At 57.9% G+C, this 23,823-nt stretch carries 18 protein-coding genes; 11 read left to right on the top strand and 7 right to left on the bottom strand.

Going from position 1 to position 23,823, the window contains the following annotated elements:
- Window positions 1–71: 71 nt before the first annotated feature.
- From rocF to N655_RS0103305, 6 genes are all read left to right on the top strand, one after another.
- Window positions 72–1,040 (top strand): arginase, encoded by a 969-nt coding sequence (gene rocF, locus N655_RS0103335; protein ID WP_044933901.1) that lies wholly within the window; start codon window positions 72–74, stop codon window positions 1,038–1,040.
- Between the two features lie 94 nt (window positions 1,041–1,134).
- Window positions 1,135–2,328, top strand: coding sequence for a D-alanine--D-alanine ligase family protein (locus N655_RS0103330; protein ID WP_044933899.1), 1,194 nt, complete (start codon window positions 1,135–1,137; stop codon window positions 2,326–2,328).
- A gap of 54 nt (window positions 2,329–2,382) precedes the next feature.
- Entirely contained in the window at window positions 2,383–2,862 is a 480-nt protein-coding gene (locus N655_RS0103325) for a hypothetical protein (RefSeq protein WP_026441850.1), read from the top strand.
- A 282-nt stretch (window positions 2,863–3,144) separates the two neighbouring features.
- Window positions 3,145–4,050 carry a 3-methyl-2-oxobutanoate hydroxymethyltransferase gene (gene panB, locus N655_RS0103315; protein ID WP_026441848.1) on the top strand — a complete coding sequence of 302 codons (906 nt, stop codon included), beginning with the start codon at window positions 3,145–3,147 and terminating at the stop codon, window positions 4,048–4,050.
- Window positions 4,051–4,070: 20 nt separating this feature from the next.
- Window positions 4,071–4,916, top strand: a complete 846-nt coding sequence (gene panC, locus N655_RS0103310; protein ID WP_026441847.1) for a pantoate--beta-alanine ligase — start codon at window positions 4,071–4,073, stop codon at window positions 4,914–4,916.
- Window positions 4,913–5,182, top strand: coding sequence for a metal/formaldehyde-sensitive transcriptional repressor (locus tag N655_RS0103305; RefSeq protein WP_026441846.1), 270 nt, complete (start codon window positions 4,913–4,915; stop codon window positions 5,180–5,182). The genes panC and N655_RS0103305 overlap by 4 nt, the downstream gene beginning before the upstream one ends.
- Here the strand turns inward: N655_RS0103305 and glnD are convergent, their stop codons facing one another.
- The 3 genes from glnD to N655_RS0103290 all read right to left on the bottom strand — a co-directional run bounded on the left by glnD (window position 5,183) and on the right by N655_RS0103290 (window position 9,625).
- On the bottom strand, window positions 5,183–7,783 hold the full coding sequence (glnD, locus tag N655_RS0103300; RefSeq protein WP_026441845.1) for a [protein-PII] uridylyltransferase: 2,601 nt from the start codon (window positions 7,781–7,783) through the stop codon (window positions 5,183–5,185).
- 124 nt (window positions 7,784–7,907) lie between these two features.
- Window positions 7,908–8,246 carry a P-II family nitrogen regulator gene (locus N655_RS0103295; protein ID WP_026441844.1) on the bottom strand — a complete coding sequence of 113 codons (339 nt, stop codon included), beginning with the start codon at window positions 8,244–8,246 and terminating at the stop codon, window positions 7,908–7,910.
- 50 nt (window positions 8,247–8,296) lie between these two features.
- Window positions 8,297–9,625, bottom strand: a complete 1,329-nt coding sequence (locus tag N655_RS0103290) for an ammonium transporter (protein ID WP_155987645.1) — start codon at window positions 9,623–9,625, stop codon at window positions 8,297–8,299.
- Window positions 9,626–9,955: 330 nt separating this feature from the next.
- Between N655_RS0103290 and N655_RS0103280 the strand changes: the two genes are divergently transcribed.
- From N655_RS0103280 to N655_RS0103260, 5 genes are all read left to right on the top strand, one after another.
- A complete protein-coding gene (locus tag N655_RS0103280; RefSeq protein ID WP_026441842.1) occupies window positions 9,956–10,528 on the top strand; it encodes an NADH-quinone oxidoreductase subunit B in 573 nt (190 codons plus the stop codon).
- Window positions 10,529–10,827: 299 nt separating this feature from the next.
- A complete protein-coding gene (locus tag N655_RS0103275; RefSeq protein WP_026441841.1) occupies window positions 10,828–12,516 on the top strand; it encodes an OmpA family protein in 1,689 nt (562 codons plus the stop codon).
- Between the two features lie 101 nt (window positions 12,517–12,617).
- Complete coding sequence (locus N655_RS17085; RefSeq protein ID WP_238324460.1) at window positions 12,618–14,624, top strand: WD40/YVTN/BNR-like repeat-containing protein; 2,007 nt, start codon at window positions 12,618–12,620, stop codon at window positions 14,622–14,624.
- Between the two features lie 156 nt (window positions 14,625–14,780).
- Complete coding sequence (locus N655_RS0103265; protein WP_238324458.1) at window positions 14,781–15,725, top strand: sugar phosphate isomerase/epimerase family protein; 945 nt, start codon at window positions 14,781–14,783, stop codon at window positions 15,723–15,725.
- Window positions 15,726–15,946: 221 nt separating this feature from the next.
- A complete protein-coding gene (locus tag N655_RS0103260; RefSeq protein WP_026441839.1) occupies window positions 15,947–17,209 on the top strand; it encodes a Gfo/Idh/MocA family protein in 1,263 nt (420 codons plus the stop codon).
- A 78-nt stretch (window positions 17,210–17,287) separates the two neighbouring features.
- Here N655_RS0103260 and N655_RS19675 read toward each other — a convergent pair whose 3' ends face one another.
- The 4 genes from N655_RS19675 to N655_RS0103245 form a co-directional block, all read right to left on the bottom strand.
- The gene (locus tag N655_RS19675) at window positions 17,288–17,914 is read right to left on the bottom strand and encodes a hypothetical protein (RefSeq protein ID WP_155987495.1); all 627 of its coding nucleotides are present in this window, start codon (window positions 17,912–17,914) and stop codon (window positions 17,288–17,290) included.
- Window positions 17,915–17,934: 20 nt separating this feature from the next.
- Window positions 17,935–19,257 carry a glucuronyl esterase domain-containing protein gene (locus N655_RS17080; RefSeq protein WP_049961224.1) on the bottom strand — a complete coding sequence of 441 codons (1,323 nt, stop codon included), beginning with the start codon at window positions 19,255–19,257 and terminating at the stop codon, window positions 17,935–17,937.
- Window positions 19,258–19,473: 216 nt separating this feature from the next.
- Window positions 19,474–20,031 (bottom strand): DUF4256 domain-containing protein, encoded by a 558-nt coding sequence (locus N655_RS0103250; RefSeq protein ID WP_202900307.1) that lies wholly within the window; start codon window positions 20,029–20,031, stop codon window positions 19,474–19,476.
- A gap of 123 nt (window positions 20,032–20,154) precedes the next feature.
- Complete coding sequence (locus N655_RS0103245) at window positions 20,155–23,409, bottom strand: vitamin B12-dependent ribonucleotide reductase (protein ID WP_026441837.1); 3,255 nt, start codon at window positions 23,407–23,409, stop codon at window positions 20,155–20,157.
- Window positions 23,410–23,823: the final 414 nt, after the last annotated feature.

Raw genomic sequence — 23,823 nt, 5'->3', positions numbered from 1 at the left:
GGCGGCCTCCTGTCCTTGGATGGGTACAGGATGGGGCGTCTGTTTGTGGACCTCTTCAAACGAAAGAACGTATGTCGAAGACCAATGAAACATTTGCGGTGCCTCACAGCGGGGTCCAGTCCCTGCCACCGCGCGATATCTGCATCATCGGAGTGCCTCTGGATTTAGGGGCATCGCGCCGCGGCGTGGACATGGGCCCGTCGGCCGTCCGCGTCGCCGGTCTTGAAGCACGGCTGGAGGCGCTGGGCCACAATGTGAGCGATGGTGGAAACATCGGGGTCGCCATCGCAGAGACAAAACATGTTGGCGAAGAAAATGCGCGCTATCTGAAGGAGATTACCGAGACCTGCACCAAGGCCGCCGAACATGTGATGGAAGCCCTGGAAAAAGGCATGACGCCTGTCATTATTGGCGGAGATCATTCCGTTGCCGCAGGCAGTGTTTCCGGGGTAGCTGAGTTTTATCGGCGGCAGAACCAGAAGATTGGCCTTATCTGGATCGACGCCCACTCGGACCTGAACACGCCGGAGACTTCGCCCAGCGGCAATGTGCATGGAATGCCTCTGGCTGCGTTGCTGGGCCTGGGGCCGGCAGCGCTGGCCAATATCTGCGGGTTTTCGCCCAAGGTGTTGCCGGAAAACACAGTGCTGATTGGCGTCCGGGACATCGACGCGACGGAAAAGGAAAACATTAAGCGCGCCGGGCTGACCGAGGTCTATACCATGCGCGACATTGACGAGCGCGGGATGCGCGCTGTTATGGAAGAGGCCCTCCGCGCCGCCGGACGAGGGACGGCCGGCTATCATGTCTCCCTCGACATGGACTGGGTGGACCCGGAAGATGCTCCGGGAGTGGGTACACCGGTTCGCGGCGGCGCCACCTACCGCGAGGCGCATCTGGCGATGGAGATCATCGCTGACCACGGACGCATGTTGAGTCTGGAAGTGGTCGAGGTCAACCCCGTCATTGATGAACACAACCGGACGGCAGACCTCGCAGTAGAGCTGATTTCCTCAGCATTCGGGAAGAAGATCCTGTAGGCGTGCTGTCTGGCGGGAACCAGAACAGTCATGCTTCATCAGAGCGCGAAGCACACCGGCCGCTGATGCACACGATACACTCGCTTTATTGAGTATGCCCAAACTTCGAGTCGGTGTTCTATTTGGCGGCCGCAGCGGTGAGCACGAAGTCTCTCTGCTTTCCGCGGCCTCGGTGCTTCAGGCCATCAACCGGAAAAAGTACGATGTTGTCCCCATTGGGATCACGAAAGAAGGGCGCTGGGTGACGGCGTCCGATGCCGAGCGTCTGCTGGCGGGGGAGCCGGCAGACCAGCGGCAGCTGCGTGCGGGTGACCCGCAGGCGACGGCCCCGGCCGCCGTTCTGGCCAAAGGGGAGGCGGTGATTGTTCCGCCAGTACCCACAGCGGCAAAGACCGGCTCTCTGGTACCTTTTGAGACCGATCGGCACCCGGAGCACCAGGCCCTCAGTGTGGACGTCATTTTTCCCGTGCTGCACGGGACCTTTGGCGAAGACGGGACCATTCAGGGGCTTTTTGAGCTGGCGGGAATCGCCTATGTTGGATCCGGAGTGCTCGGCTCTGCCACAGGCATGGACAAGGACGTGATGAAGCGGCTTTTTGCTTCGGCAAAACTGCCGATTACGAAGCATGTCACCTTCCTGCGTGGAGAATGGGAAGCGGGCAGCAGGAAAATCATCACGCGTATTGAAGCGGCGCTGAAATATCCGGTGTTTGTGAAGCCTGCCAACTTGGGCTCTTCGGTCGGGATCAGCAAGGCGCATGACCGCAAAGAGCTGGGTCCCGCCATTGAGCTTGCGGCGAATTACGACCGCAAAATCGTCGTGGAGCAGGGCGTAGGTGGAAAACGAGGCAAAGCACGCGAGCTGGAGGTGGCCGTGCTGGGTAACGACGCCCCGAAGGCTTCGGTGGTCGGGGAAGTGGTCCCCAGCAAAGAGTTCTACGATTACGAGGCCAAGTATCTAAGTGAGGGGTCGGAGCTTATCATTCCTGCAAAGCTTACGAAGCAGCAGGCAAAGCAGGTGCAGCAGATGGCCATTGCGGCATTCAGGGCCTGCGACTGCTCTGGGCTGGCGCGCGTGGATTTTCTGATGGAACCTGACACGAAGACGGGGAAATCCGGGCGCATTTATCTGAATGAGATCAACACACTGCCAGGATTTACGGCCATCAGCATGTATCCCAAGCTGTGGGCGGCGTCAGGAGTGCCGTATACAGAGCTGATTGACCGGCTGATTGCGCTTGCCTTGGAACGCCGCGCGGAGAAGGACCGGACGCAGTATTCGCGGTAATCCGAAACATCCGGTACTCTGTTGGTGTCAAATCAGATAAGGAGAGCTGCGCCCATGACCCTTCTCGACGCGCCTGCGTATGATGCCCGTCGCGCCAGGCGGAACCGTAATATTGTCATCACGGCCATCACAACCATTGTTGCCGTAGGACTGTTCGGGGTCCTGGGTTTTGTCACCGGGCATGGCTGGTTCTTCCGGACCATTCCTGCCGAGCACCGCGTCAATCTCTTCTTTGCTGCACTCCAGGCACAGGACTACAAGAAGGCCTATACACTTTGGACCCATGATCCTGATTGGGAGAAGCACCCGGACCAGTACAAGCCCTATGATTTCAATCAGTTTTATAAAGACTGGGGACCATCGGGCGATTACGGGACCATTAAAGACCACAAGATCGTCATCTCCAAGGCCGTGGGAAATGGCGTGGTGATGGGCGTGGACATCAATGGCGGCAAGACGCCGATCTTTCTGCGCGTCGATGACCAGAGCAAACAGATCGGATTTTCACCCGTCGAGCTCTATGTCGGCCCGTGACGGTTTTGCAGAAACTGCAGCTTGAACCGAAGTGGCACACCTCCTCTATGGGGGGAGCGGACGAGAAATCCTCCGGCTTCGATTAGGTCCAGGCTTTCCTCCGAGGGGCCGATCCATCGTTGCGTCTCAGACCGTAATTCACGAAGCCGGAAACGATCAGCCAGCAAGCTCGCGGCCACGCTTGAATGCAGTTTCGCACGTTTGCGGGTGGCCGCCAAAGAAGCGTATAGTCGGAGATGTTCGGGTAGCATCCCGGAAAGGGAGCTGCACTGGAGAGCCTTCATGAGTGTAAGCAATTTCTGCAGCGCAGATGCGCAAAACACCGCGGCGGTCCGCGCCAAGGTGACCTTCCAGACACTTCAGGAAAAAAAGCAGCAGGGCAAACCCATTACGGCGCTGACGGCCTATGACTACGCTACGGCCCGCCTGGTGGATGAGGCGGGCGTCGATCTGTTGCTCGTTGGCGATTCGCTGGCGCAGGTGGTGCTGGGGTATGATACGACGCTTCCTGTGACGATGGACGAAATGCTCCACCACACGCGTGCCGTGCGACGGGCGGTGAAACATGCCATTGTGGCCGCAGACATGCCATACGGCTCGTATCACGTGGGCGTGCAGGAGGGCGTGAGAAATGCGGCGCGGTTTCTCAAGGAAGCCGGGGCCGAAGCTGTGAAAATTGAAGGAGGAGCCAGCCGCGCCGAGCTGGTCGAGCGCCTCACCGATGCGGAGGTCCCTGTCATCGGGCACCTGGGACTGACGCCCCAGTCAGTGCACCGCATGGGAGGGTATAAGGTCCAGGGCAAGTCGGTGGCGGCAGCAGACACGCTGCTTCGCGATGCGTTGGCGCTGGAGGCTGCCGGCGCGGTGCTCATGGTGCTTGAAGGAATGCCGCGCGAAGTGGCACAGCACATCACGCAGCGTCTGAACATTCCTACCATCGGGATCGGGGCCGGCCCGGACTGCGACGGACAGATCCTGGTCTTTCATGATCTGGTCAATCTGAGCTTCGCAAAGCCAGCCAAGTTTGTGCGCCAGTATGGTGACGCCGCGGCTTTGTTCCGCTCCGCCATTGACGGCTACGTGCGGGACGTAGAGCGCCGTAATTTTCCAACGGAAGAGGAGAGCTATCATCTGCCGAAGGAAGTGCGCGGCGCATTTGAAACTGCTCCGCTGCGGCGGAAGGCCTGATCTGATTTTTGAACGGACCCATGCTCATTTTCCAATCCATCCAGGAAACACAGTCTGCGTGCGCGCAATTGCGCGGAGAGGGGCGCGTTCTGGGCTTTGTGCCAACTATGGGCGCGCTGCACGAAGGGCACCTTTCCCTGGTCCGCGCCGCCAGGGCGGAGTGTGATGTTGTCGCCGTTTCGATTTTTGTGAACCCCACGCAGTTCGGGCCGAATGAGGACTACGCAAAATACCCGCGCACTCTGGAGCAGGACTGCGGGCTGCTAGAACGGGAAGGTGTACATCTGGTCTTTGCGCCCACAGCAGACGAGATGTATCCGGAAGGTGCCAGCACTTTTGTCCTTGTGGAAGGCGTGAGCGAGAGGCTGGATGGAGCGTCACGGCCCGGACACTTCCGGGGAGTGGCCACTGTTGTGAGCAAACTCTTCCACATTGTCTGCCCGCACAAGGCCTATTTTGGGCAGAAGGACGCCGCCCAGGTTGCCGTGCTACGCAAAATGGTGCGAGACCTGAATTTCCCCGTGCAGCTTGTGGTCTGTCCCACAGTGCGCGAGGCAGACGGGCTGGCGATGAGCTCCCGCAATCGCTATCTTTCACCTGAAGAGCGCAGGCAGGCGCTGGTGCTCTCCCGCTCGCTGAAGCGGGTCGAGGAGATGGTGGAGCAGGGCGAACGGGCCGCGCACAGACTGATTGCCGCGGCGCGCGAGGTGTTTGCAGAAGAGCCTTCGGTCAGAGTGGACTATATTTCAGTGGTTGATCCTGACACTCTGAGGGAGGTTTCCGAAGTCAGCACCGGTACTCTGGTTGCTCTCGCGGCATTTGTCGGTGGAACCCGGCTGATTGATAACACTATATTGAGAACATGAGCCAGGCCGAGAAGGAAAAGCAGAAGCTGATTGCTCGCGTCCGCCGCATCCGGGGACAGGTGGATGCGATTGAGCGCTCTCTTGTCCGGGGAGACGACTGCGCCGACGTACTGATGCTTCTGGCCAATGTGCGGGGCGGGATCAACAGTCTTATGGCAGAGGTGTTGGAAGACCATATCCGACTGCACATGACAGAGAAAAATTCACAACTGCCAACGGACCTGGCAGAAGACCTGATTGACCTGGTCCGGGCCTATCTGAAGTAATTAGCGGCGCAGGGCCTCAATGGCCTGGTCAATGGCTGCGGCCAGGTCTTTCTGCTGCTGCGCCTGCAGCTTCTTACCCTGCGCGGTGAGATAGAAGACGTCAATGGCCACTTCGCCCTCGGTATCAATCAGGGCAACCTCAATATTGCACTGACATTGGGCGAAGGCCTTGGCCAGTTCGCGCAGCAGACCGGGGGTGTCCTGGGCGACCACTTGCAGTAGGGTGCTGTGAGAAGACGCCTCATTGTCAAAAGAAAGACGGGTCTCCACCTTGACCCGGACCTGATGATAGCGGTCGGCATGGCTGCGTGCGCGCAGCAGGGTCTCAAGGGGCACCTGATGCGAGATGACGTCGCGGATGCTTTTCAGGAAACGGTCGACTTCAGAAGGGTTCAGCTCCAGGGTCTGGAAGGAGTCCGTAAACTGGAAGGTATCTACGATAATGCCGGCGCTGTTTGAGAAGGCGTCGGCCTTGACGATGTTCATGCCCCAGGCGGAGAGCACTCCGGCCATTTCGGCAAAGAGCATGGGGCGGTCTTTGGTAATCAGCGTGACCTCATGCAACTGGCGCAGACGCCGGAAGGCAATCTGTACCGGCTCCGCTGCAAGATTACATGCCATGCGAAAGTGGTCGCGTATCTGGTCGGGAAGGTGCGTCTGCAAATAGCGTTGCGGGATTCCTTCAAGGAAGGTCTTGAGCTCTTCGCTGCGGTCCGGAACAAGCGCCAGGATGCGGTTGAGCGTACCTGTATCGCTTTCCACGTGATAGCGCTCTTCATCCACGCTGCGGTCCAGAAAGTTGGAGGTGGCGATATAAAGCTGCCAGAGGTTTTCCGCTTTCCAGGGCGTGAGGGCTTCCGGCGCGACCGACTTGATGTCAGCATAGGTGAGCAGCGTGAGCATCCTGAGTTGCTGCTGGCTGTTTACCTTTTCACCGAAGGCGCGGATGCTTTGCGGATCAAAGATGTCGCGACGCAGGGCCGCGGACATGTCCAGATGATTGCGGATGAGGCGGCGGACGGTCTCCCGTTCCTCGGGTTCAAATTCAAGGCGGGCAAAGAGGCTCTCGCACAGCTCCACACTCTGGACGCAGTGGTCTCCGGTGCGGCGTGCCTTGCCGGTGTCGTGCATCAGGATGGCCAGCAGAAACAGATCCAGGCGGTCAATTTCCGGCAGGAGCGTGGCAAAGCGCTTCTCCCAGTCATGGGCGGGCTGGCGCAGAGCATGAACATGATCGATGACGAGGAAGGTGTGCTCGTCCACGGTGTAGCGATGGTATGAATCGCGGATGACCAGGGCGTCAATGCCGTGAAACTCCGGGATGGCCAGTTCGAGGACCCCGAGCGCGTGCATGGTGCGCAGGGCGTGGGCGGCGTAGGGCCCCAGAAGGATTTCACGCAGGCAGTTCCAGAGGAAAGGCCCCTCCGGCATTTGCACGGCGAGGACAGGCAGGGCCTCGGTGATGCGGTCTTCAGCGCCCTGGCTGAGCTTGTAACCATGTTTGGCGATCAGGCCAAAGATGCGCAGCACGGTTTCCACATCATGGATGGTGGCCGTACTGTCCAGGTCGAGCCGCCCCTGTTCCAGGAAGAAATCGGTGCCTGGGACCGGGGTGCGTCGGCGGCGGAACTGCTTGTAAAACGAGCGGCGCGGCGGAGGCACATCATCCATAAGCAGCGAGGCGCGGCGGAAGATCGTGCGGGCATTCCGATAGTAGGTGCGCATCCAGTAGGCCGGGTCGGCGCTGCCCCGGGTTTCAAGGCCAATGCTCTGCGCGGCAGCTTCATCCTGGGCATGCCAGTCCAGCGTATTGTTGTCGCGGCCGCTGCGGTAATGGAGAAAACATCGCGTCGCGGCCAGGAAATCAAAGGCCGATTCCAGATCGTTGTGGACGGTGAAAAAAGAATTTCCGCTGGGTTTGGGCCAGGCCTTGGTTTCCTGTAAGGAAAAAAGCAGCGTCAGCCATTGTGCCAGGTGGTAGTCGCGCAGGCCGCCCGGACACTCTTTGATGTTCGGTTCCAGATGAAAGATGGTGTTGCCGTATTTTGCATGACGGGCCCGCGCCAGCTCAGCCAGGTTCTGGACGATGGTGTTCCATTCGCGCAACACCAGCGGAGGCAGCAGGTCATTCTCAAAGCGCCGGAAGAGGGAGTAGTCACCACAAAGATAGCGGCGGTCGAGTAAGGAGACGAGAAATTCCAGATTGTCAGGGTCAACGCGGTCGCACTCTTTCCAGGTGCGGATCGAGGGGCTTGCGCGCAGGCCAATGTCCCACATGGCCTGAAGGCAGGTGCGGATGACCTGGTGAAAATCGCGTTCGGCGCTGTCATTGCCGCAGAGAAAGAGCACGTCCACATCGGAGTAGGGAAACAGCTCCTTGCGTCCGAAGCCTCCGGTGGCAATCAAAGTGATATTGAATGGCTCAGCGTGTGTGGCCACCAGCTCGGTCCATAGCTGGCGCATGACCTTGTCCACCAGGGTGGAGCGGCGGCGGATGGCGGCCGATCCGTCTCCGCTGCGCTCAAAGGTCTGGCGTAGGTCAGCGATGTCGTTCTGATATGCATCCCGTATGCGCGGGAGAGATGAAAGCTCAGGCGTCATGCGGTCTTCGATTCAGTGCGGGCTGCGAAAAGTAAATCATTCTGAGGACCGGCAGGGGCCGGGACCTTCGACAGCGAGTGCGAAGGTCCGGGACTCTGCTCAGAATGAAGGTACTTGCATGGGACTACAGTGCTGAAGGTCCGCGTTCGTCATTCCGAATACGGATGGCTTCATCAATTTTCGAGACAAAAATCTTGCCGTCACCAATCTTGCCGCTGCGCGCAGCAGAAAGAATGGCCTGTACGGCCTTCTCGACCAGCTCGTCCGGGACCACGGTTTCGAGCTTGATTTTAGGCAGCAGGTCCACGGTGTACTCGCGCCCGCGGTAGAACTCTGTGTGGCCCTTCTGGCGGCCGTGTCCACGGGCCTCGAGAATCGTCATGCCCTCAATGCCCACTTCGAGCAGGGCGTCCTTTACTGCATCCAGTTTCGACGGTTGAATGACCGCTTCGATCTTCTGCATAGTGTGTCGTCTCAGAGGTTACAGGGTAACAGGTTCTAACATTCTACGGCTTAGGAAGCAAAATCGTAGCCTTCTTCGCCATGCTGGGTAAGGTCCAGTCCCTCCACTTCGTGTTCACGGGGCACACGAAGTCCGATGAGCAGGTCCACAACTTTCAGCAGGACCAGGGTGCCAACGATGGAGATGACCCAGGCAATCGCGATGCCTACAAGCTGGTTCAGGACCTGGTGCCAGTTGCCATCCACTGCCCCGGAAGGCAGCGTGTTGCCATGGGCATCTTTAAAGATAGGATTGATGGCACTGGAAGCAAAGACGCCCGTGAGCACAGCGCCGAGTGTACCCCCGGCGCCGTGGACGCCAAACGCGTCCAGAGAATCATCATAGCCAAACCAGTTCTTTACCTTGAAGACCATGAAGTAGCAGAAGACGCCCGCTGCGGCCCCAATGACGAGCGCGGACATGGGCTGCACAAAACCTGCGGCGGGCGTAATGGCCACCAGGCCAGCAACGGCACCGGAGATCCCGCCCAGCGCGCTTGGTTTGCCGTTGCGGATCCATTCAGCGGCCATCCAGCCAAGGGCAGCTGCAGCGGCGCCAAAATGAGTGTTGACAAAGGCGCTGGTGGCCAAAGTGCCGGAATTCAGCGCGCTTCCGGCGTTAAAGCCAAACCATCCCACCCACAGCAGGCAGGCGCCGACAAAGCTAAGAACGACGGAGTGGGGCGGTGTTGCCTCTTTAGGATAGCCAAGACGTTTGCCCAGATAGAGTGCGCACACCAGGGCCGAAACGCCCGATGTAACGTGGACAACCGTACCGCCGGCAAAGTCCAGCGTGGGGAACTTTCCGCCCAAAGAGGCATTGAGCAGACCACCTTTGCCCCAGACCATGTGCGCCATCGGCGAGTAAACAACGATGGACCATAGAGTAAGAAACAACGCCATCGCGCTGAACTTCATGCGCTCTGCAAAGGCCCCCGTAATGAGCGCCGGTGTGATGATGGCGAACATCAGCTGGTAGACCATGTAGGTCTGAAGCGGGATTGTGGCCGAGTAGTCCGGGTCTGGCTGAAGGCCGACGCCTTTGAGGAAAAGATGGTGCAGCCCACCGATGAAGCTGGTGCCGGAATCAAAGGCCAGGCTGTAAGTGAAAAAGGCCCAGAGCACCGTGACGATGGCCATCATCGCAAAGCTCTGCATCATGGTGCCAAGGACATTCTTCTTCCGCACCAGGCCGCCATAGAAGAGCGCCAGCCCGGGACCGGTCATCATCAGGACGAGTGCGGCGCTGGTGAGCATCCAGGCATTGTCAGCTCCGGATTGGGCCGCTGCCACCTGGGCCTGAAGTTTTGCGGTTGCATCTGCGGCGGTCGTCTGCGCCATGGCGGGCATCAGGCAACCCACCGAGAGGACCAGTACCAAAAAAACTTTTATGCTGCGACAACGATGCATAACACCCCGTCGAATGAGTTTTTGAGATAGACCACTACCAGCCCGCGTTTCTGCAAAATCTGCACGAAGCGCGGTGCGTGAGATACAGAAAATGTTTGTGTGAAGTTCCAGAATATGTTGCAGCTACTTTTACATATTTCCGAAAATTCGCAAACAGAGAATTTTTATGTCTCAAATAAAGAAAAGTTTTACTGAGGGAAAATCATTCGCCATAACGCCTGCTACCTTCTTTGCGGCGGAGCAGGGCGTTATAGTAGAGATATGAGCGGATTAGCGCGCGACCGGTATTTGTTCGGAAACCTGGAGAGCAGTGCCAAAAACCAGCAGAAACTGCAGGAAGTCAGTTATGGATATGACCAGCCGGAAGGGGTCATTCTGGCTTCTCTGGATTCTGCCATCAACTGGATCCGTAAGAACTCGATCTGGCCAATGACCTTTGGCCTGGCCTGCTGCGCCATTGAGATGATGTCGATGGGTGCTTCGCGCTTTGACGTGGCGCGTTTTGGCGCTGAGGTCTTCCGCGCCTCTCCGCGTCAATCGGACCTGATGGTAATTGCCGGCCGTGTTTCTCAGAAGATGGCGCCGGTCATCCGCCGCCTTTACGAGCAGATGCCGGAGCCGAAGTGGGTGATTTCCATGGGCGCATGCGCGACTTCCGGGGGCGTTTTCAACAATTATGCGCTGGTCCAGGGGGTGAACCAGGTGATTCCTGTGGACGTTTATGTGCCCGGCTGCCCGCCGCGCCCGGAGCAGTTGATTTATGCAATCACGCTTTTGCAGGAAAAAATTCAGCATGAGCGCGGCAGTTTGAAGCGCGCCTTAAATCTGCAGTAACTTTAATTTCAGTAACTTAGGTAATATTTCCTTTCGAGAGAGGGGTAGTGTTCCGTGCTTCGGGCGGGACCCTCATGGGCGGTTTGTACTGCGCAAGATTCGCTGTTAACTTTCAGGGTGCCTGGAAAATTTGTGTTGTTTTCGAGGCAACTTATTGAAGAAATTATGTTCTAACCTAGTGGAACATGTGGTAAGTTTTTATACCGTCGTAGTTTTTTGCTGCGGTTTCTGTCCGGTCTGAAGTCTAGGCCGAAATTTCTGTTGTGACTTTTAAAGCTATGGTTGCGGAGGATAGACGCATGTATTCTCGTCCGTTAGGTTCCGTGGGCCGAATTCTGCTGATGAGTTGCGCCGTAGGACTCGGTGCATCGAGTCTTTACGGGCAGAGTTCGAATTCTCAACCGGCTGCTCCGGCTGAGCAACCCGTTTCCCGGGTAGACGTATTTACCGGCTACTCTTATCTGGCGCCGCATGGCACTGTGAACACACCCCAGCCGAATGGGTCGGTGTTCAGTGATCGCTATGCCTCGATTGATTATGGTGCGATTGGCAGCATCGCATACTACTTCAACCGCTACTTTGGTGGACAGGTTGAGTATGCGAACCACCCGGATGGGCGCAATGATGGTGCCCAGACAATCCAGGGCGGTCCGATCTTCCGTTATCCGACCTCGGAAGGCATTACGCCTTTTGTCCATGCTCTGGCGGGTGCAGTCTATCTTGGCGGACCCAATGCTGAGCCCTATGCTGCTCACGCCTACACCTGGGGACCGGCCCTGACCGCAGGAGGCGGGCTGGACTACAACCTGCCTTTCTTTAACCATCATATTGCCCTGCGCCTCTTCCAGGCCGATTACGAGTATTTCCACGTAAACTATGGTCCGGAGACCTCGTTTGGCGGACGTGCAAATGTGAATGCCGCACGTTTGAGCACCGGTCTGGTATGGAAGTTCGGCAACATCGTGCCTCCGCCGCCCGTGCAGTACGCCTGCTCGGCGAACCCGACCTCGGTCTACCCCGGCGATCCGATCACCATTACCGGCACAGCCACGAACCTGAACCCCAAGAAGACCGCTACCTATAGCTGGTCGGGCCAGGGTGTGACGGTGAAGGGTGACACGGCGACAGCAACGGTGGACACCACCAGCCTCCAGCCTGGCAACTATACGGTCACCGGCCACGTCAGCGAAGGCCAGAAGCCTGGCCAGTTTGCCGATTGCACGGCGAACTTCACGGTGAAGCAGTATGAGCCGCCCACAGTGAGCTGCTCGGTGAATCCGTCCACGGTCAATCCGGGAGACACGGTCACGGTGACAGCGACTGGTGTAAGCCCGCAGAACCGTCCTTTGACCTACAGCTACAGCGCTTCGGCTGGATCCATCAGCGGCACAGGCAACACGGCGACCCTGTCTACCACCGGCGCACCGGCTGGGACCATTACCGTGACTGCAAATGTCGCAGACGACAAAGGCCAGACGGCATCCGGGACCTGCTCGGTAACGATCAATGCCCCGGCACCTCCGGCCCCGAAGACCCAGACGCTCTGCTCGATCAACTTTGATCGTGACAAGCGGCGTCCGACCCGCGTAGACAACGAAGCCAAGGCCTGCCTTGACGATGTGGCGCTCAACGCCCAGCGCTCGGCCGACGCCAAGGTGGTTGTCGTAGGCAATGAGACCGACAAGGAAAAGGCCGAAGCTGCCAAGACAGCGAAGCGGAAGCACCCGCTGCCTGACTTTGCCGCTCAGCGTGCGGTCAACACCAAGGACTACCTGGTGAAGGAGAAGGGCATTGATGCCAGCCGCATCGAAGTGCGGACCGGCAGCGCAGGCTCGAAGGAAGTGGAGAACTACCTCGTGCCGGCAGGTGCTAACTTCGACTCCGATGTCCCGGGCACCACTGCCGTGGATGAATCCGGAGTCAAGGCGCAGCCGCGGAAGGCGCTGGCCACCAGGCACCATCATCACGCAGCGAAGAAGCAGCAGTAGTCCATGCAATGAAACTGTTGTGAAATCTTCAGGCCAGCCAGAGCATCGGCTGGCCTTTTCTCTGTCATCCAATCCGCAGGAAACGAATTCAGTACTGGAACATGATGAAGAGCAAGCGATTGCAGTATTTTCTCCTTGGTATTGCAGGTGTTTTTCTGGGAACCAACCTCCTTCACGCCGAGTCCCAGCGCTGGTTGCCGGTTGGCCCGGACGGAGGCGATGCGCGTAGCTTTGCCGCTGCCTCTACCGACCCGCAGCACATCTATCTGGGGACGACAACCAGTTGGATTTATCAGTCAGAAGATGGCGGAAACACATGGAAGCGGCTGGCACATCTGGGCAAGTCCGATGACCTGGTTGTGGACAGCCTGATTGTGGATTCTGCCGATGCAAAGACGCTTTTTGCGGGTGTGTGGCAGGTGGACCGTCCCTCCGGTGGTATCTATGTGAGCCATGATGGAGGACTGACGTGGGCATCTTCTTCAGGCATGGAAGGACAATCGGTGCGCGCTCTGGCACAGTCCCGGTCAAACCCTAAGATTCTGGTGGCAGGAACACTGACGGGTGTGTACCGGAGTGAGGACAGAGGGGAGCACTGGAAGCTCATCAGCCCTCAGGGAAGCACGGAGATCCATGAGGTGGAATCCGTCGCGATTGATCCCTATGATGCGAACACCATCTATGCCGGCACATGGCACCTTCCCTGGAAGACCACCGATGGCGGTGCGAACTGGCACAATATCAAGCAAGGCCTGATTGACGATTCCGACGTCTTCTCGATCATCATTGATCCCAGCCGGCCTACGGTGGTCTACACCAGCGCCTGTTCGGGAATTTACCGGAGCGACAGCGCAGGCGAACTTTATCGCAAGGTCCAGGGCATTCCCTCCACCGCCCGGCGCACGCGGGTATTGATGCAGGACCCGTCAGACCGCAAAACCGTGTATGCGGGGACCACCGAGGGCCTGTACAAGACGACTGACGATGGAGTGAACTGGTCGCGGATGACGGGGCCAGACGTCATCATCAATGATATTTATATTGATCCATCCAATCCGCAGCATGTTCTGCTGGCAACGGACCGGAGCGGGGTATTGCAGAGCCGGGATGCGGCACGCACCTTTGTGGCATCGAACAGCGGGTTTTCGCAGCGTCAGGTGGCAGCTCTGCTTGTGGATGCAAAACACCCCGGGACCATTTATGCCGGCGTGCTCAATGACAAAGGATATGGGGGTATTTTTGTCACCGAAGACAGCGGAAAAAGCTGGCAGCAGCGCAGCGAGGGTCTGAATGGCAAGGACGTCTTTACCTTGGCTGAGGCTGAGGACGGCACTTTGCTGGCCGGTACAGAGCACGGTATTTTTCGGTGGAACGGATCACTGTGGGAAGAGGACGGAAAGGTCGTTTCCTATACAGAAAAGACGGTCTACAGCCGAGGAAAAGGAAAAAAGCGCACAAAGAAGACCATCCAGGTGGCCCACGAAGCAGGTACGATTGATGCTCGCGTAAACGACATCAGCACCAATGGACCCATTTGGCTGGCGGCCACGTCGAGCGGTGTGTATCGCAGCGTGAATCAAGGGGCGGCATGGAATGGACCGGTGCTGAAGGGGGAAAACTTCCTTTATGTCAGCATAAAGGGCAGCGCGGCCCTGGCGGCGAACCGCTCTCAGCTGATGATGTCTTCCGACAGTGGGGTGACATGGGTGCCTGTTCCGCTGCCCTCGCGGTTGAGCGGGGTACAGGCCGTTGCCACGGCCCCGGACGACAGCTTGTGGATTGGTGGACGCGAGGGCGTCTTTTACAGTACGGACCACGGCCAGAGCTGGCAGCATATGGATACGCTTCCCATCGCTGACATCAATGGACTCCGTTATGACACAGAGCGTAACCGACTGTTTGTGACCTCGGCGCGTTCTTCCATTGTGCTTGGCATCGATATCCAGAGCAAAAACTGGAAATGGTGGGACACCGGATGGACTGTGCGCTCCATCCAGTCCCTGGGAGGAAGGCTGGCGGCCGCTTCTTTGTATGACGGGGTTGTGCTGGAGCCTTCGGCAGAGGAGAAGACTGCAAAGTTGGACACGGCCGCGGGCTCCCAGCCCTAAGGCCGACTGTATGCAGCTTCTGCCCCCTTGCGCGAGCCAATGCGGCAAGGGGGCCCGATGGCCCGCTGTTCTTTTGCACTTCAAACATGACCGGGCCCCTGCTTCCTGTGATAGTCTTCGCTTTGGAATCCTTACCAAAGCGGAGGGGCCACGCTGTTGATCCAAAGAAGGGAATTTCTCGCTAAAGCAGGAGCATTTGCGGCTGCCTGCGCGCTCACCGCGCGACAGTTTTACGCCGCCGAAAACAAACTCAAGCCCATGGACGTGGGTGTGCTGATTCGTATTGGCGATGACCCGGAAGGGCCGATTGCCCGCGTGAGACAACTGGGCCTGAACAATTGCTTTCTCTCACTTGACCACCATATTGGCAAATTTACCCCGCAGCTCGCAGAGCAGATAGGGAACGCACTCCAGAAGTATGGCATTACTGCCACGACGGCAGAGATCGTCGGTCCCGGGCGCCTGGTGTGGGACTTTGAAGACGGTCCCTCAACCATTGGTCTTGTTCCGCGTGCAAGCCGCGCGGCCCGGCTGGATGCACTCAAACAGACCTCGGACTTTGCCAGACTGCTCGGCATCCCGCAAATTCAGACCCACTGTGGATTTATTCCGGAGAACCCGCGCGATCCGCTCTATGATGAGACCGTTCTGGCCATCCGCGAAATCACCATGCATTGCGCCAACAATGGGCAGCATTTTCTGATGGAAACCGGGCAAGAGACGCCCACCACGATGGCGCGCGCGATCATGGATGTGAACCATCCTAACCTTGCCGTCGGGCTGGACACAGCCAACCTGATTCTTTATGGCAAGGCAAATCCGGTAGATGCAGTGGACATCATCGGCCCACACGTGCGCAGTATTCACGCAAAGGACGGCAAGTGGCCCACGGACCCGATGAAGCTGGGTGAAGAGGTGCTCATCGGTACAGGACTGGTAGATTTTGAAAAGGTCTTCACCAAGCTGCACAAACTGGGCTACGTCGGGGCCGTCACCATCGAACGTGAAATTGAAGGCGCACAGCAGATGGAAGACATCCGCAAAGAGAAGCTGTACCTTCAGCGGATCATTGAAAAGGTGCAGAGCAGCGGCGCGTCATAAAATTCATGGGTCCATGCAGGAACAAGGAGCCATTCCCGGCCAAGTAAGAGGATGCGGTCTGGATTCGTCCGAAGAGCGCGCATCTACCTCTTTCCGATGCTCCAGTTCCGTGTGTGGATGGACCGGGCCGTCTGCGGACCCACTCTTCCAGCCACGCTCTGATGTTTGCCGGCTGAGTGGACGTCGCCAGCATGCTGCAAATTGAAAGAACAGGAGATTCCATGGACAGAAGGCAATTTCTCGCTGGATCTGCCGCGGCTTCCGGACTGCTTTTGGTGAAACCGAAGACGGCCTTCGGCTATGAGGCCAACTCTGCCGTCCGCTATGCGCTGCTCGGATGCGGCAACCGCGGCACTGCCGTTGCCACATCGTTTGCGAAAAACACGAACGCCCGTGTGGTTGCGCTGGGCGACCTGTTTCAGGACAAGCTCGATGCGGGCAAGGCGCATTTTGACCAGATCAATCAGTCACTGGGCTACTCCGGTCCGGAACCAAAGCTGATGTTCCGGGGCTCCAAGGCATATGAGGAGCTGGCGGCTTCCCCACACATTGACGCCATCCAGATTTCCACGCCGCCGTTCTTTCACGTGCAGCACCTAGAGGCCGTTGTAAAGGGAGGCAAGCACGCCTACTGCGAAAAACCAGTAGGTGTGGACATTGCGCAGACCAACCATGCGCTGGAAATTGCGAAATACGCAGAGGGCAAGGTCAGCGTGGACGTTGGTTTTCAGATCCGCAGCGCACCGCCCTTTGTTGAGATCGTGCGCCGGATCCATGCCGGCGAACTGGGCAAGATTGCGTGTGTTGAGGCCTGGTACAATGCTCCGCCGTCCTCTTATCCGGATTTCCCCGGAGCATCTCCGGATGAACTGCGCATCCGTCGCTGGCTCTGGGACCGCGTGTTGTCAGGGGACATCCTTGTGGAGCAGAACATTCACGTGATTGACATCTGTAACTGGGCCTTGCAGGGGCATCCTCTGAAGGCCATTGCCAAGGCCGGACGGAATATTCTCACGCATCCGGGCGACTGTTCGGACAATTATCAGGTGGTCTTTACCTATCCGGAGGATGTGCGTGTCAGCTTTTCCTCGACGCAGTTCTGTCCGGGGCGCTGGTTCGATGTTTCGGAACGCTTCTTCGGCGAGAAGGGGATTGCGGAGATGCCCTATTCCGGACCGCTGCGCATCCTTGGCGACAATCCGTGGACGTGGGCAGGAAGCACGGCGCAACCGACAGGATCGTTTGCCGCCAATGGGGCCTTCAGCGACAATCTGGCGCAGGCCGATGCGGAGAAAGACAAAGGCTTTATCGAAAGCATTACTTCGGGCAAATTCCACAACCAGATTGCTGCAGGAGTGGAAAGCGCAAGAAGCTGCATCTTAGGGCGCATGGCCGCACGTGAGCAGCGCGAAGTCACGTGGGACGAGATGCTGAAGCACGGCGAGAAATACGAGCTGGGTATCCGTATGGAACAGTTCCAATAAAGCTGGTGAGACGGGCGATGGGAGGTCTCTTAAAAGGATGTCCTGCTCAGGCGCCGGCACTGAGCAGGACAGATAATGCTACGGCTGGAAGTTGACAGTCAAGGGTGGGCTGGGTGGAGTGCTTTCGCCCTCCGTACTGCAGCTGAAGCGGATTCTGAGCGGATCGGCAAGATCGCTGGAGGTGACTCCTGTTCCAGTGGGGGGATTCCCGACTCCCGTACTGGTGTTCAAGGCAGAGAGATAGGCGTTCACGAGGATTCCTGGCGATGCGTTAGTGCTGCACCCAGATGCTTGCGCAGATCCCTGAAAGGTGCCTCTTCCCGGTACCCAGAGCGGACTTCCAGCTGGAATGGAATAGGACTGGTTCGCGGGCAGGGGAATGGTCATGGTATAGGAGCTGCCATCCAGGCACCAGATGTCAGCCTGAACATTTCCCTGGACGAGTGTTGCCGTCGCCGCAGGATGATTCCCCGGGATGGAAAACTGGAAGCCAGCGTTGACCATGTTTCCGGTCTGAATCCACAGCAGGTCGGGGAACCTCCAGAAGCCGGAAAGATTGTTCAGCGCCATGACAACGGTGCCACCTGTGTTCCAGTCGTTGGGGAAGCTAGGTAGCCCAAGCAGACCATTTTTCCACCACCAGGTCCAGCGCTGGTAATCGAGGGAAGGATAGGGATGGATCTCAACGTCCGTGTCTACATTCATTTGCCCAAAGAGGAACTTATTCACAAAGGCGGTAATGGCGGGAGCTTCGGCCGGGAGGGTCGCGCAGTGCTGGTGTCCTCCATCAATATAGAAGCCGAACCGATCGCCGATTCCGAATGTGTTGTAGACCTGCTGGGCAGCGCGAGCAGAGATGTAATTGGAGCGGTTGGAGAGCCAGTAGAAATCTGTATTGCCGGTTTCAAGCAGCGCGCGGGGGCCACCATGGCCATCAGCTCGTGGTGGTCTTCCGGTAGTTTGTAGACATTTTCGGCTGCAAACTGCTGCATCTGGCCGCCAAACCAATCGTAGTTGGTATCGTCGACATCCTCTACGGAGCCTTGCGGCTCAATTTCACGCGAGACACGCCATGCAGGAGCGCCGCCCCCGCCGTTTTCCTGCGCAATGGTCAGCGCGATACGCTCATCAAACGCTCCGGCAAAGAGGGCCATCTTTCCAGCATAGGAGCAACCGGTCACGGCCAGATGCTTCATGTCTACTGGAAGAGGGTTGACCGCCTGATGGCTGGCAATCTGCATGCCATCAATCAGGCGGCTTACTCCCCATGACCAGGCAGCATATTGGCCGGAATTGCTGGTGCCATTGCACAAGCCTGCACAAAGTTCAGGATAGAGCTGGTAGAAGGGGTCAGTGGAATGCTTACTGGGCGAGGAAAAAGAGTAGTTGGTCACCTGGTTGTGGACAAAATCCAGCGTCATTACGGGCAGGCCGGCGAAGGCGCTCGCAGGGAGAGAGCCATAGTTAGGTCCGGTGCCAAAAGAAAAGAAGGTCATCGCGATGAGCGCCGGAAAGGGCCCGTTGCCCATTCCTGAGGGAACATAGACCCCTGACGTTAATGTCAGGGTCTTGCCATTTCTTGTGACATTGACGGTCAGGACTCCTTTGGCTGTAGCCGTCGGCGGCGTGTAGCTGGCCGTAATTGTGCAATCAGAGCAGTCGGGTTTGGGGCCGATTTCATATTTTTCGATTGCCGCTTTGATTTCATTCCGGCGGCGCTCCCAGCTCTGGAAACGCGTATCTCGCCATCCGTTGGCAAACCGGAAAGGGTCTGGCAATGGCCGGATGATGGGAAGGTGTGCGAAGTCCGGAAAGTTAGGAGCGGGAAAATGCGCGCCTGAATTTTCGACAGGGTAGACCAGCGGCAGATACGAATCCGCATAGGTGTTTTCCTGCGCGAAGGTGGCCGGCGATGGAATCAGAACAAATGCCAGCAAAAGCGCGAGGTAGGGAAGACATAAGGAGAAGCATGGTGGAAGGGGCTTTCCAATTGAGGTTCTTGAGTGAAGCATCTCTGGTCTGGTCCAGAGCGAGCGAAGGTGCGCCATCGGTTTCCTCCTGTGGGCAGCGGGAAAATTCCCCCTGGAAGAGAGGCGTGTACCGGGTAGAGGGGGGAATTCAGACGCTTTATTTAATTCGCGATGCAAACTATATAAAAATTCTCATCTCTGTCAAGAAAATTATGGATTGATTTTATAGATGCTTGATTTAGAAGATTTTGTAAGTACAGGTGCCAAAGTAAATGTTGTTTTCTTGCGGAAGCATCACACACGCAGGCAGGCCCGGAATCCCCGGGCCGCGTAATAGGATTCGGCCCCGTTGTGGTAAACGAACACCGTATTGTAGCGGCGGTCGCAGAAGAGGGCCCCTCCCAGCTTTCGGATCTCCTGCGGGGTCCTGATCCAGCTTGATGTTTTCGTGTCGAAGGCCCCGAGTGTCTGAAGTTGCCGGTACTGCTCTTCGGACAGAAGTTCGACCCCCATTGCGGACGCCATGTGGACCGCACTGTCCTTGGGTTTGTTTTCTTTTCTTGATTCCAATGCTTCCTGGTCGTAGCAAAGACTGCGGCGTCCGGCCGGGCTCTCAGCCGCGCAATCGTAGAAAAAGTATTGGGCGGTCTGGGGGTCCAGTGCGACCACATCGGGTTCGCCGCCTGTTTTTTCCATCTCATGGAGCGACCAGAGTTTTTCAGGGGCGGCTTCCAGCCTGGATTGCACCTGGCCCCATGCGATGCCGGGATGGCGGTGCGGATGTTTTTCAAAGCGTTCCCGGAGGGTCCGGAGCAGTTCTTCGCCCTGTTTGCTGGACAGCCTTTTCGTCATGGCTACCATGCTACGCCGCGGAGGGCCTTTCTGCATCTGCGGGCGAGAAGAAAGCAAAAGCCAGCCAGAGAGGAGAAGTTCCTGCTCTGGCTGGCCTGCTGAAGAGAAGGTGCAGCGCCGGTTTTAGCTGCAGCCGCTGGTACTGCCGCAGCTCATGCAGCGGTAGCAGCTTCCGTTGCGGACCATGATGGCCCCGCAGGTGTGGCAGCTTGGGGCGTCGCCCATGTCATAGAGGTCCTTCATCGCGTCGGCGGCATGGTAAATGCCACGGTCCTCGATGCGGAGGCCTTCGACTTTGGCTTCGGCGCTGGCAATCAGATCCGGGACGATTCCCCGCTGCGGGGCGCTGGTTGCTCCCATGCCGCGGGCCGGAGTGTGCTGCTCCGGGGAGAGCGGCAGATCGTTTGGCTCCGCGCCCTTGGGTGCTTCGTCCGGGACGACATTCCTTGCCGGAGCAGGCGCCAGTCCGGCAAAGAGCGACAACTGCTGGCCGGAGAGGAAGCGCAACTGGAGCCAGCGGAAGATGTAGTCCATGATGGATTTGGCAAATCCTATCTGTTCGTTGCCGGTCCAGCCCGAAGGTTCAAAGCGCGAGTGTGCGAACTTTTCACACAAGACTTTGAGAGGAACTCCATGCTGGAGGGCCAGAGAAACGGCGGTAGCAAAGCTGTCCATCAGGCCGGAGACAGTGGAGCCTTCCTTGGCCATGCGGATGAAGATTTCGCCAGGTTGGCCATTGGGATAAAGTCCGACGGTGATGTAACCTTCATGCCCGGCGATGCTGAATTTATGGGTGAGGGAAGCGCGTTCCTCGGGCAGACGATGGCGGACGGCGCGAGGCGGTGCGCTTTGGTCCTGCACATCGGCCGCGGGTTCACCGGCAAGAGACGCCAGTGCGGCGGAGAATGCATTGGCCGCTTCGAGCACGGACCGGGAAGCGACTTCAACCTTCTCTGCGACTTTTGCCTCCAGCGTCCTGAGATCTGCTTCCGGAGCGGGCTTTCCACTGGCCATTGCGGCGAGGATGCGCTCGGTGGCCTGGTCTGCGGCCGAGGGTTCGTGCCGGATCTCCTTGGCCTTGTTGCCATCGGAGACGTTGAGCGGCTGCGCGCCTTTGGAGCCGTCGCGGTAGATGGCGATGGCCTTCAGGCCCTGGCGCCAGCCTTCCATATAGGCTTCAGCGATGTCGTCCACCGTGCAATCGTGCGGCAGATTGACGGTCTTCGAGATAGCGCCGGAGAGGAAGGGTTGGGTGGCGGCCATCATCTTGATGTGGCCCATGTAATGAATGGACCGCGTACCCTTGGCCGGCTTGAAGGAGCAGTCAAAGACGGGCAGGTGCTCGGGCTTGATGCCGGGAGCTCCCTCAATGGTGCCGGTTGCGTCAATGTAGCTGACGATTGCGTCTACCTGCTCGTTGTTATACCCGAGCTTAAAGAGGGCCGCGGGCACCGTATTGTTGACGATCTTGATCATGCCGCCGCCGACCAGTTTCTTGTACTTGACGAGTGCAAGATCCGGTTCAATGCCGGTGGTGTCGCAATCCATCATGAAGCCGATGGTGCCTGTGGGGGCCAGCACTGTCACCTGTGAGTTGCGATAGCCATATTTCTCGCCGTGCGTAAGCGCCTTGTCCCAGCAGTCTTTGCTGGCGGCGATCAGCGCGTCAAGCTCGGGCACCACGAAGGGCTCGCTGCTGGTCTTCGACTTTCCGATCTTGTTGACTTCGGCACGGTGCATCCGGATGACGTCGAGAAACGGCTCGCGGTTCACATAAAAACCGGGGCAGGCCCCGCCTTCATGCTGCACGGACGCTGTCAGCGGTGTGGCCGAGGCGAGCGCGGGGCATTTCTCGGCAATCCGCGACGATTGCAGGTAGGCTTCACCGCACATGATGGCAGTCAGCGCAGCGGCAAAGTCGCGTCCGGCATCGGAGTCATACGGCAGACCAAAGGCCATCAGCAGTGCGCCGAGATTGGCGTATCCGAGACCCAGGGGGCGGTAATCGTGTGAATTGCGCGCGATGGACTCGGTGGGGTATCCGGAGTTGTCGACCAGGATCTCCATCGCAGTGATCATCACGTCAATTGCGTGACGATAGGCGGCGATGTCAAATGTCCCGGCCGGTGTAACAAACTTGAGCAGATTGAAGCTGGCAAGATTACAGGCCGAGTTGTCGAGGAACATATATTCCGAGCAGGGATTGGATGCGTTGATGCGCCCGGAGTTCTTCGAGGTGTGCCATTTGTTAATGGTGGTGTCATACTGCATGCCCGGATCACCGCACTGCCAGGTGGCTTCGGCGATCTTCCGCATGATGTCGCGTGCCTTGTAGGTCCGGACCGGCTTGTGGTCTTTCACGGTGTAGGTTGTGAACTCGGAGTCTTTTTCCACCGCGCGCATGAATTCATCCGTCACGCGGACCGAATTATTTGCATTCTGGAAGAAGATCGAAGAATATGCCTCGCTGTCCGGACCAGATCCGTCATAACCTTCGCGCATCAGCGCCCAGGCCTTGGCTTCTTCCTTCATCTTGCATTCGATGAAGTCCATGATGTCCGGATGGTCCACATTCAGGATGACCATCTTGGCGGCGCGCCGTGTTTTGCCGCCAGACTTGATGACTCCGGCGAAGGCGTCGAATCCGCGCATGAAGCTCAGCGGGCCGGAGGCGGTGCCGCCGCCGGAGAGCAGCTCCATGGAGCCGCGAATGGCAGAGAGGTTGGTGCCTGTGCCGGATCCCCATTTGAACAACATCCCCTCAGTCTTGGCCAGATTCAGGATGGAGTCGAGCGAGTCTTCGACGGCATTGATAAAGCAGGCTGAGCACTGGGGCTTCCGGTATCCGGTGACGGAAAACTCGACGGCACAGGTGTGCGGGTTCCAGTGCCAGTTCTGCGCATCAGAATTCGGCTCCAGACGGTCACAGCCGACGTTAAACCAGACTGGGGAATTGAATGCTGCCTTCTGGGTCAGCAGCAGATGCACGAGTTCATCGTGAAAGACGGCAGCGTCTTCCGGGGTGGAGAAGTAACCGCCGGCCAGGCCCCAGTCGCGGATGGTCTCGGCCACGCGGGAAATCAGCTGGCGCACTCCGGTTTCACGCTCGGGTGTGCCGAGTTGTCCGTGCAGATACTTGCTGGCGACGATGTTGGTCGCCGTCATGGACCAGTCCAGAGGGACCTCAACGTCCTTCTGCTCAAAGATGGTGTTGCCTTTTGCATCCGTGATGGAGGCCGTACGGCGCTCCCACTGGACTTCGTCATAGGGTGAAACACCCGCCTTTGAGAAGAAGCGCTCGAACCTGAGCGCGGATGCGGGCCGACTGGCGATGGAGGCGGTAACGGAACTGGTGATCTTCTTCGTGGCCTCGGCCATGATGTCTCCTTCCATGGATATGGTGGTTTCGGCAGTGAAAAAAGCCGGTCCCCGGGCGGAACAAGCGCCCAGAAGAAAAATTCTTCAAATCCAGTTCTGGAAAAGAACGGCTTCAGAAACAGAGACTACCGGGTATGCATCGCTTTTTCGGTTTGTGGACCCTCGGCATCATACCCTGAAACTCGCAGCAGAAATTTAGTGCCGCAGAGGTGAAGGTAGCTCTGTTAATAGTGTGTGTCAAGCAGAAACCACAATATCTTGTATTTTAGATGCAAATCGGTACCTTGTGTGTGCGATTTCAGTACTTTGGCTGTGGAGAACTCAAAAAAGCCGCATCAGCCCTGAAGCAAGCCGGTGTGCAAAAACCCCCCGACCTGAGGCTATGCCCTTGCTGCTGAAGGGGCAAGGCACAGA

It is taken from the genome of Pseudacidobacterium ailaaui, assembly GCF_000688455.1.
GTDB classification, from domain to species: domain Bacteria; phylum Acidobacteriota; class Terriglobia; order Terriglobales; family Acidobacteriaceae; genus Pseudacidobacterium; species Pseudacidobacterium ailaaui.
This window is presented reverse-complemented; position numbering and strand designations above follow the sequence as displayed.

What these genes read in the sequence shown, in the direction of transcription:
- rocF (WP_044933901.1), top strand. Translation starts at nt 72, where the DNA reads ATGTCGAAGACCAATGAAACATTTGCGGTGCCTCACAGCGGGGTCCAG.
- N655_RS0103330 (WP_044933899.1), top strand. Translation starts at nt 1,135, where the DNA reads ATGCCCAAACTTCGAGTCGGTGTTCTATTTGGCGGCCGCAGCGGTGAG.
- N655_RS0103325 (WP_026441850.1), top strand. Translation starts at nt 2,383, where the DNA reads ATGACCCTTCTCGACGCGCCTGCGTATGATGCCCGTCGCGCCAGGCGG.
- panB (WP_026441848.1), top strand. Translation starts at nt 3,145, where the DNA reads ATGAGTGTAAGCAATTTCTGCAGCGCAGATGCGCAAAACACCGCGGCG.
- panC (WP_026441847.1), top strand. Translation starts at nt 4,071, where the DNA reads ATGCTCATTTTCCAATCCATCCAGGAAACACAGTCTGCGTGCGCGCAA.
- N655_RS0103305 (WP_026441846.1), top strand. Translation starts at nt 4,913, where the DNA reads ATGAGCCAGGCCGAGAAGGAAAAGCAGAAGCTGATTGCTCGCGTCCGC.
- glnD (WP_026441845.1), bottom strand. Translation starts at nt 7,783, where the DNA reads ATGACGCCTGAGCTTTCATCTCTCCCGCGCATACGGGATGCATATCAG.
- N655_RS0103295 (WP_026441844.1), bottom strand. Translation starts at nt 8,246, where the DNA reads ATGCAGAAGATCGAAGCGGTCATTCAACCGTCGAAACTGGATGCAGTA.
- N655_RS0103290 (WP_155987645.1), bottom strand. Translation starts at nt 9,625, where the DNA reads ATGGCGCAGACGACCGCCGCAGATGCAACCGCAAAACTTCAGGCCCAG.
- N655_RS0103280 (WP_026441842.1), top strand. Translation starts at nt 9,956, where the DNA reads ATGAGCGGATTAGCGCGCGACCGGTATTTGTTCGGAAACCTGGAGAGC.
- N655_RS0103275 (WP_026441841.1), top strand. Translation starts at nt 10,828, where the DNA reads ATGTATTCTCGTCCGTTAGGTTCCGTGGGCCGAATTCTGCTGATGAGT.
- N655_RS17085 (WP_238324460.1), top strand. Translation starts at nt 12,618, where the DNA reads ATGATGAAGAGCAAGCGATTGCAGTATTTTCTCCTTGGTATTGCAGGT.
- N655_RS0103260 (WP_026441839.1), top strand. Translation starts at nt 15,947, where the DNA reads ATGGACAGAAGGCAATTTCTCGCTGGATCTGCCGCGGCTTCCGGACTG.
- N655_RS19675 (WP_155987495.1), bottom strand. Translation starts at nt 17,914, where the DNA reads ATGAATGTAGACACGGACGTTGAGATCCATCCCTATCCTTCCCTCGAT.
- N655_RS17080 (WP_049961224.1), bottom strand. Translation starts at nt 19,257, where the DNA reads ATGGCGCACCTTCGCTCGCTCTGGACCAGACCAGAGATGCTTCACTCA.
- N655_RS0103250 (WP_202900307.1), bottom strand. Translation starts at nt 20,031, where the DNA reads ATGACGAAAAGGCTGTCCAGCAAACAGGGCGAAGAACTGCTCCGGACC.
- N655_RS0103245 (WP_026441837.1), bottom strand. Translation starts at nt 23,409, where the DNA reads ATGGCCGAGGCCACGAAGAAGATCACCAGTTCCGTTACCGCCTCCATC.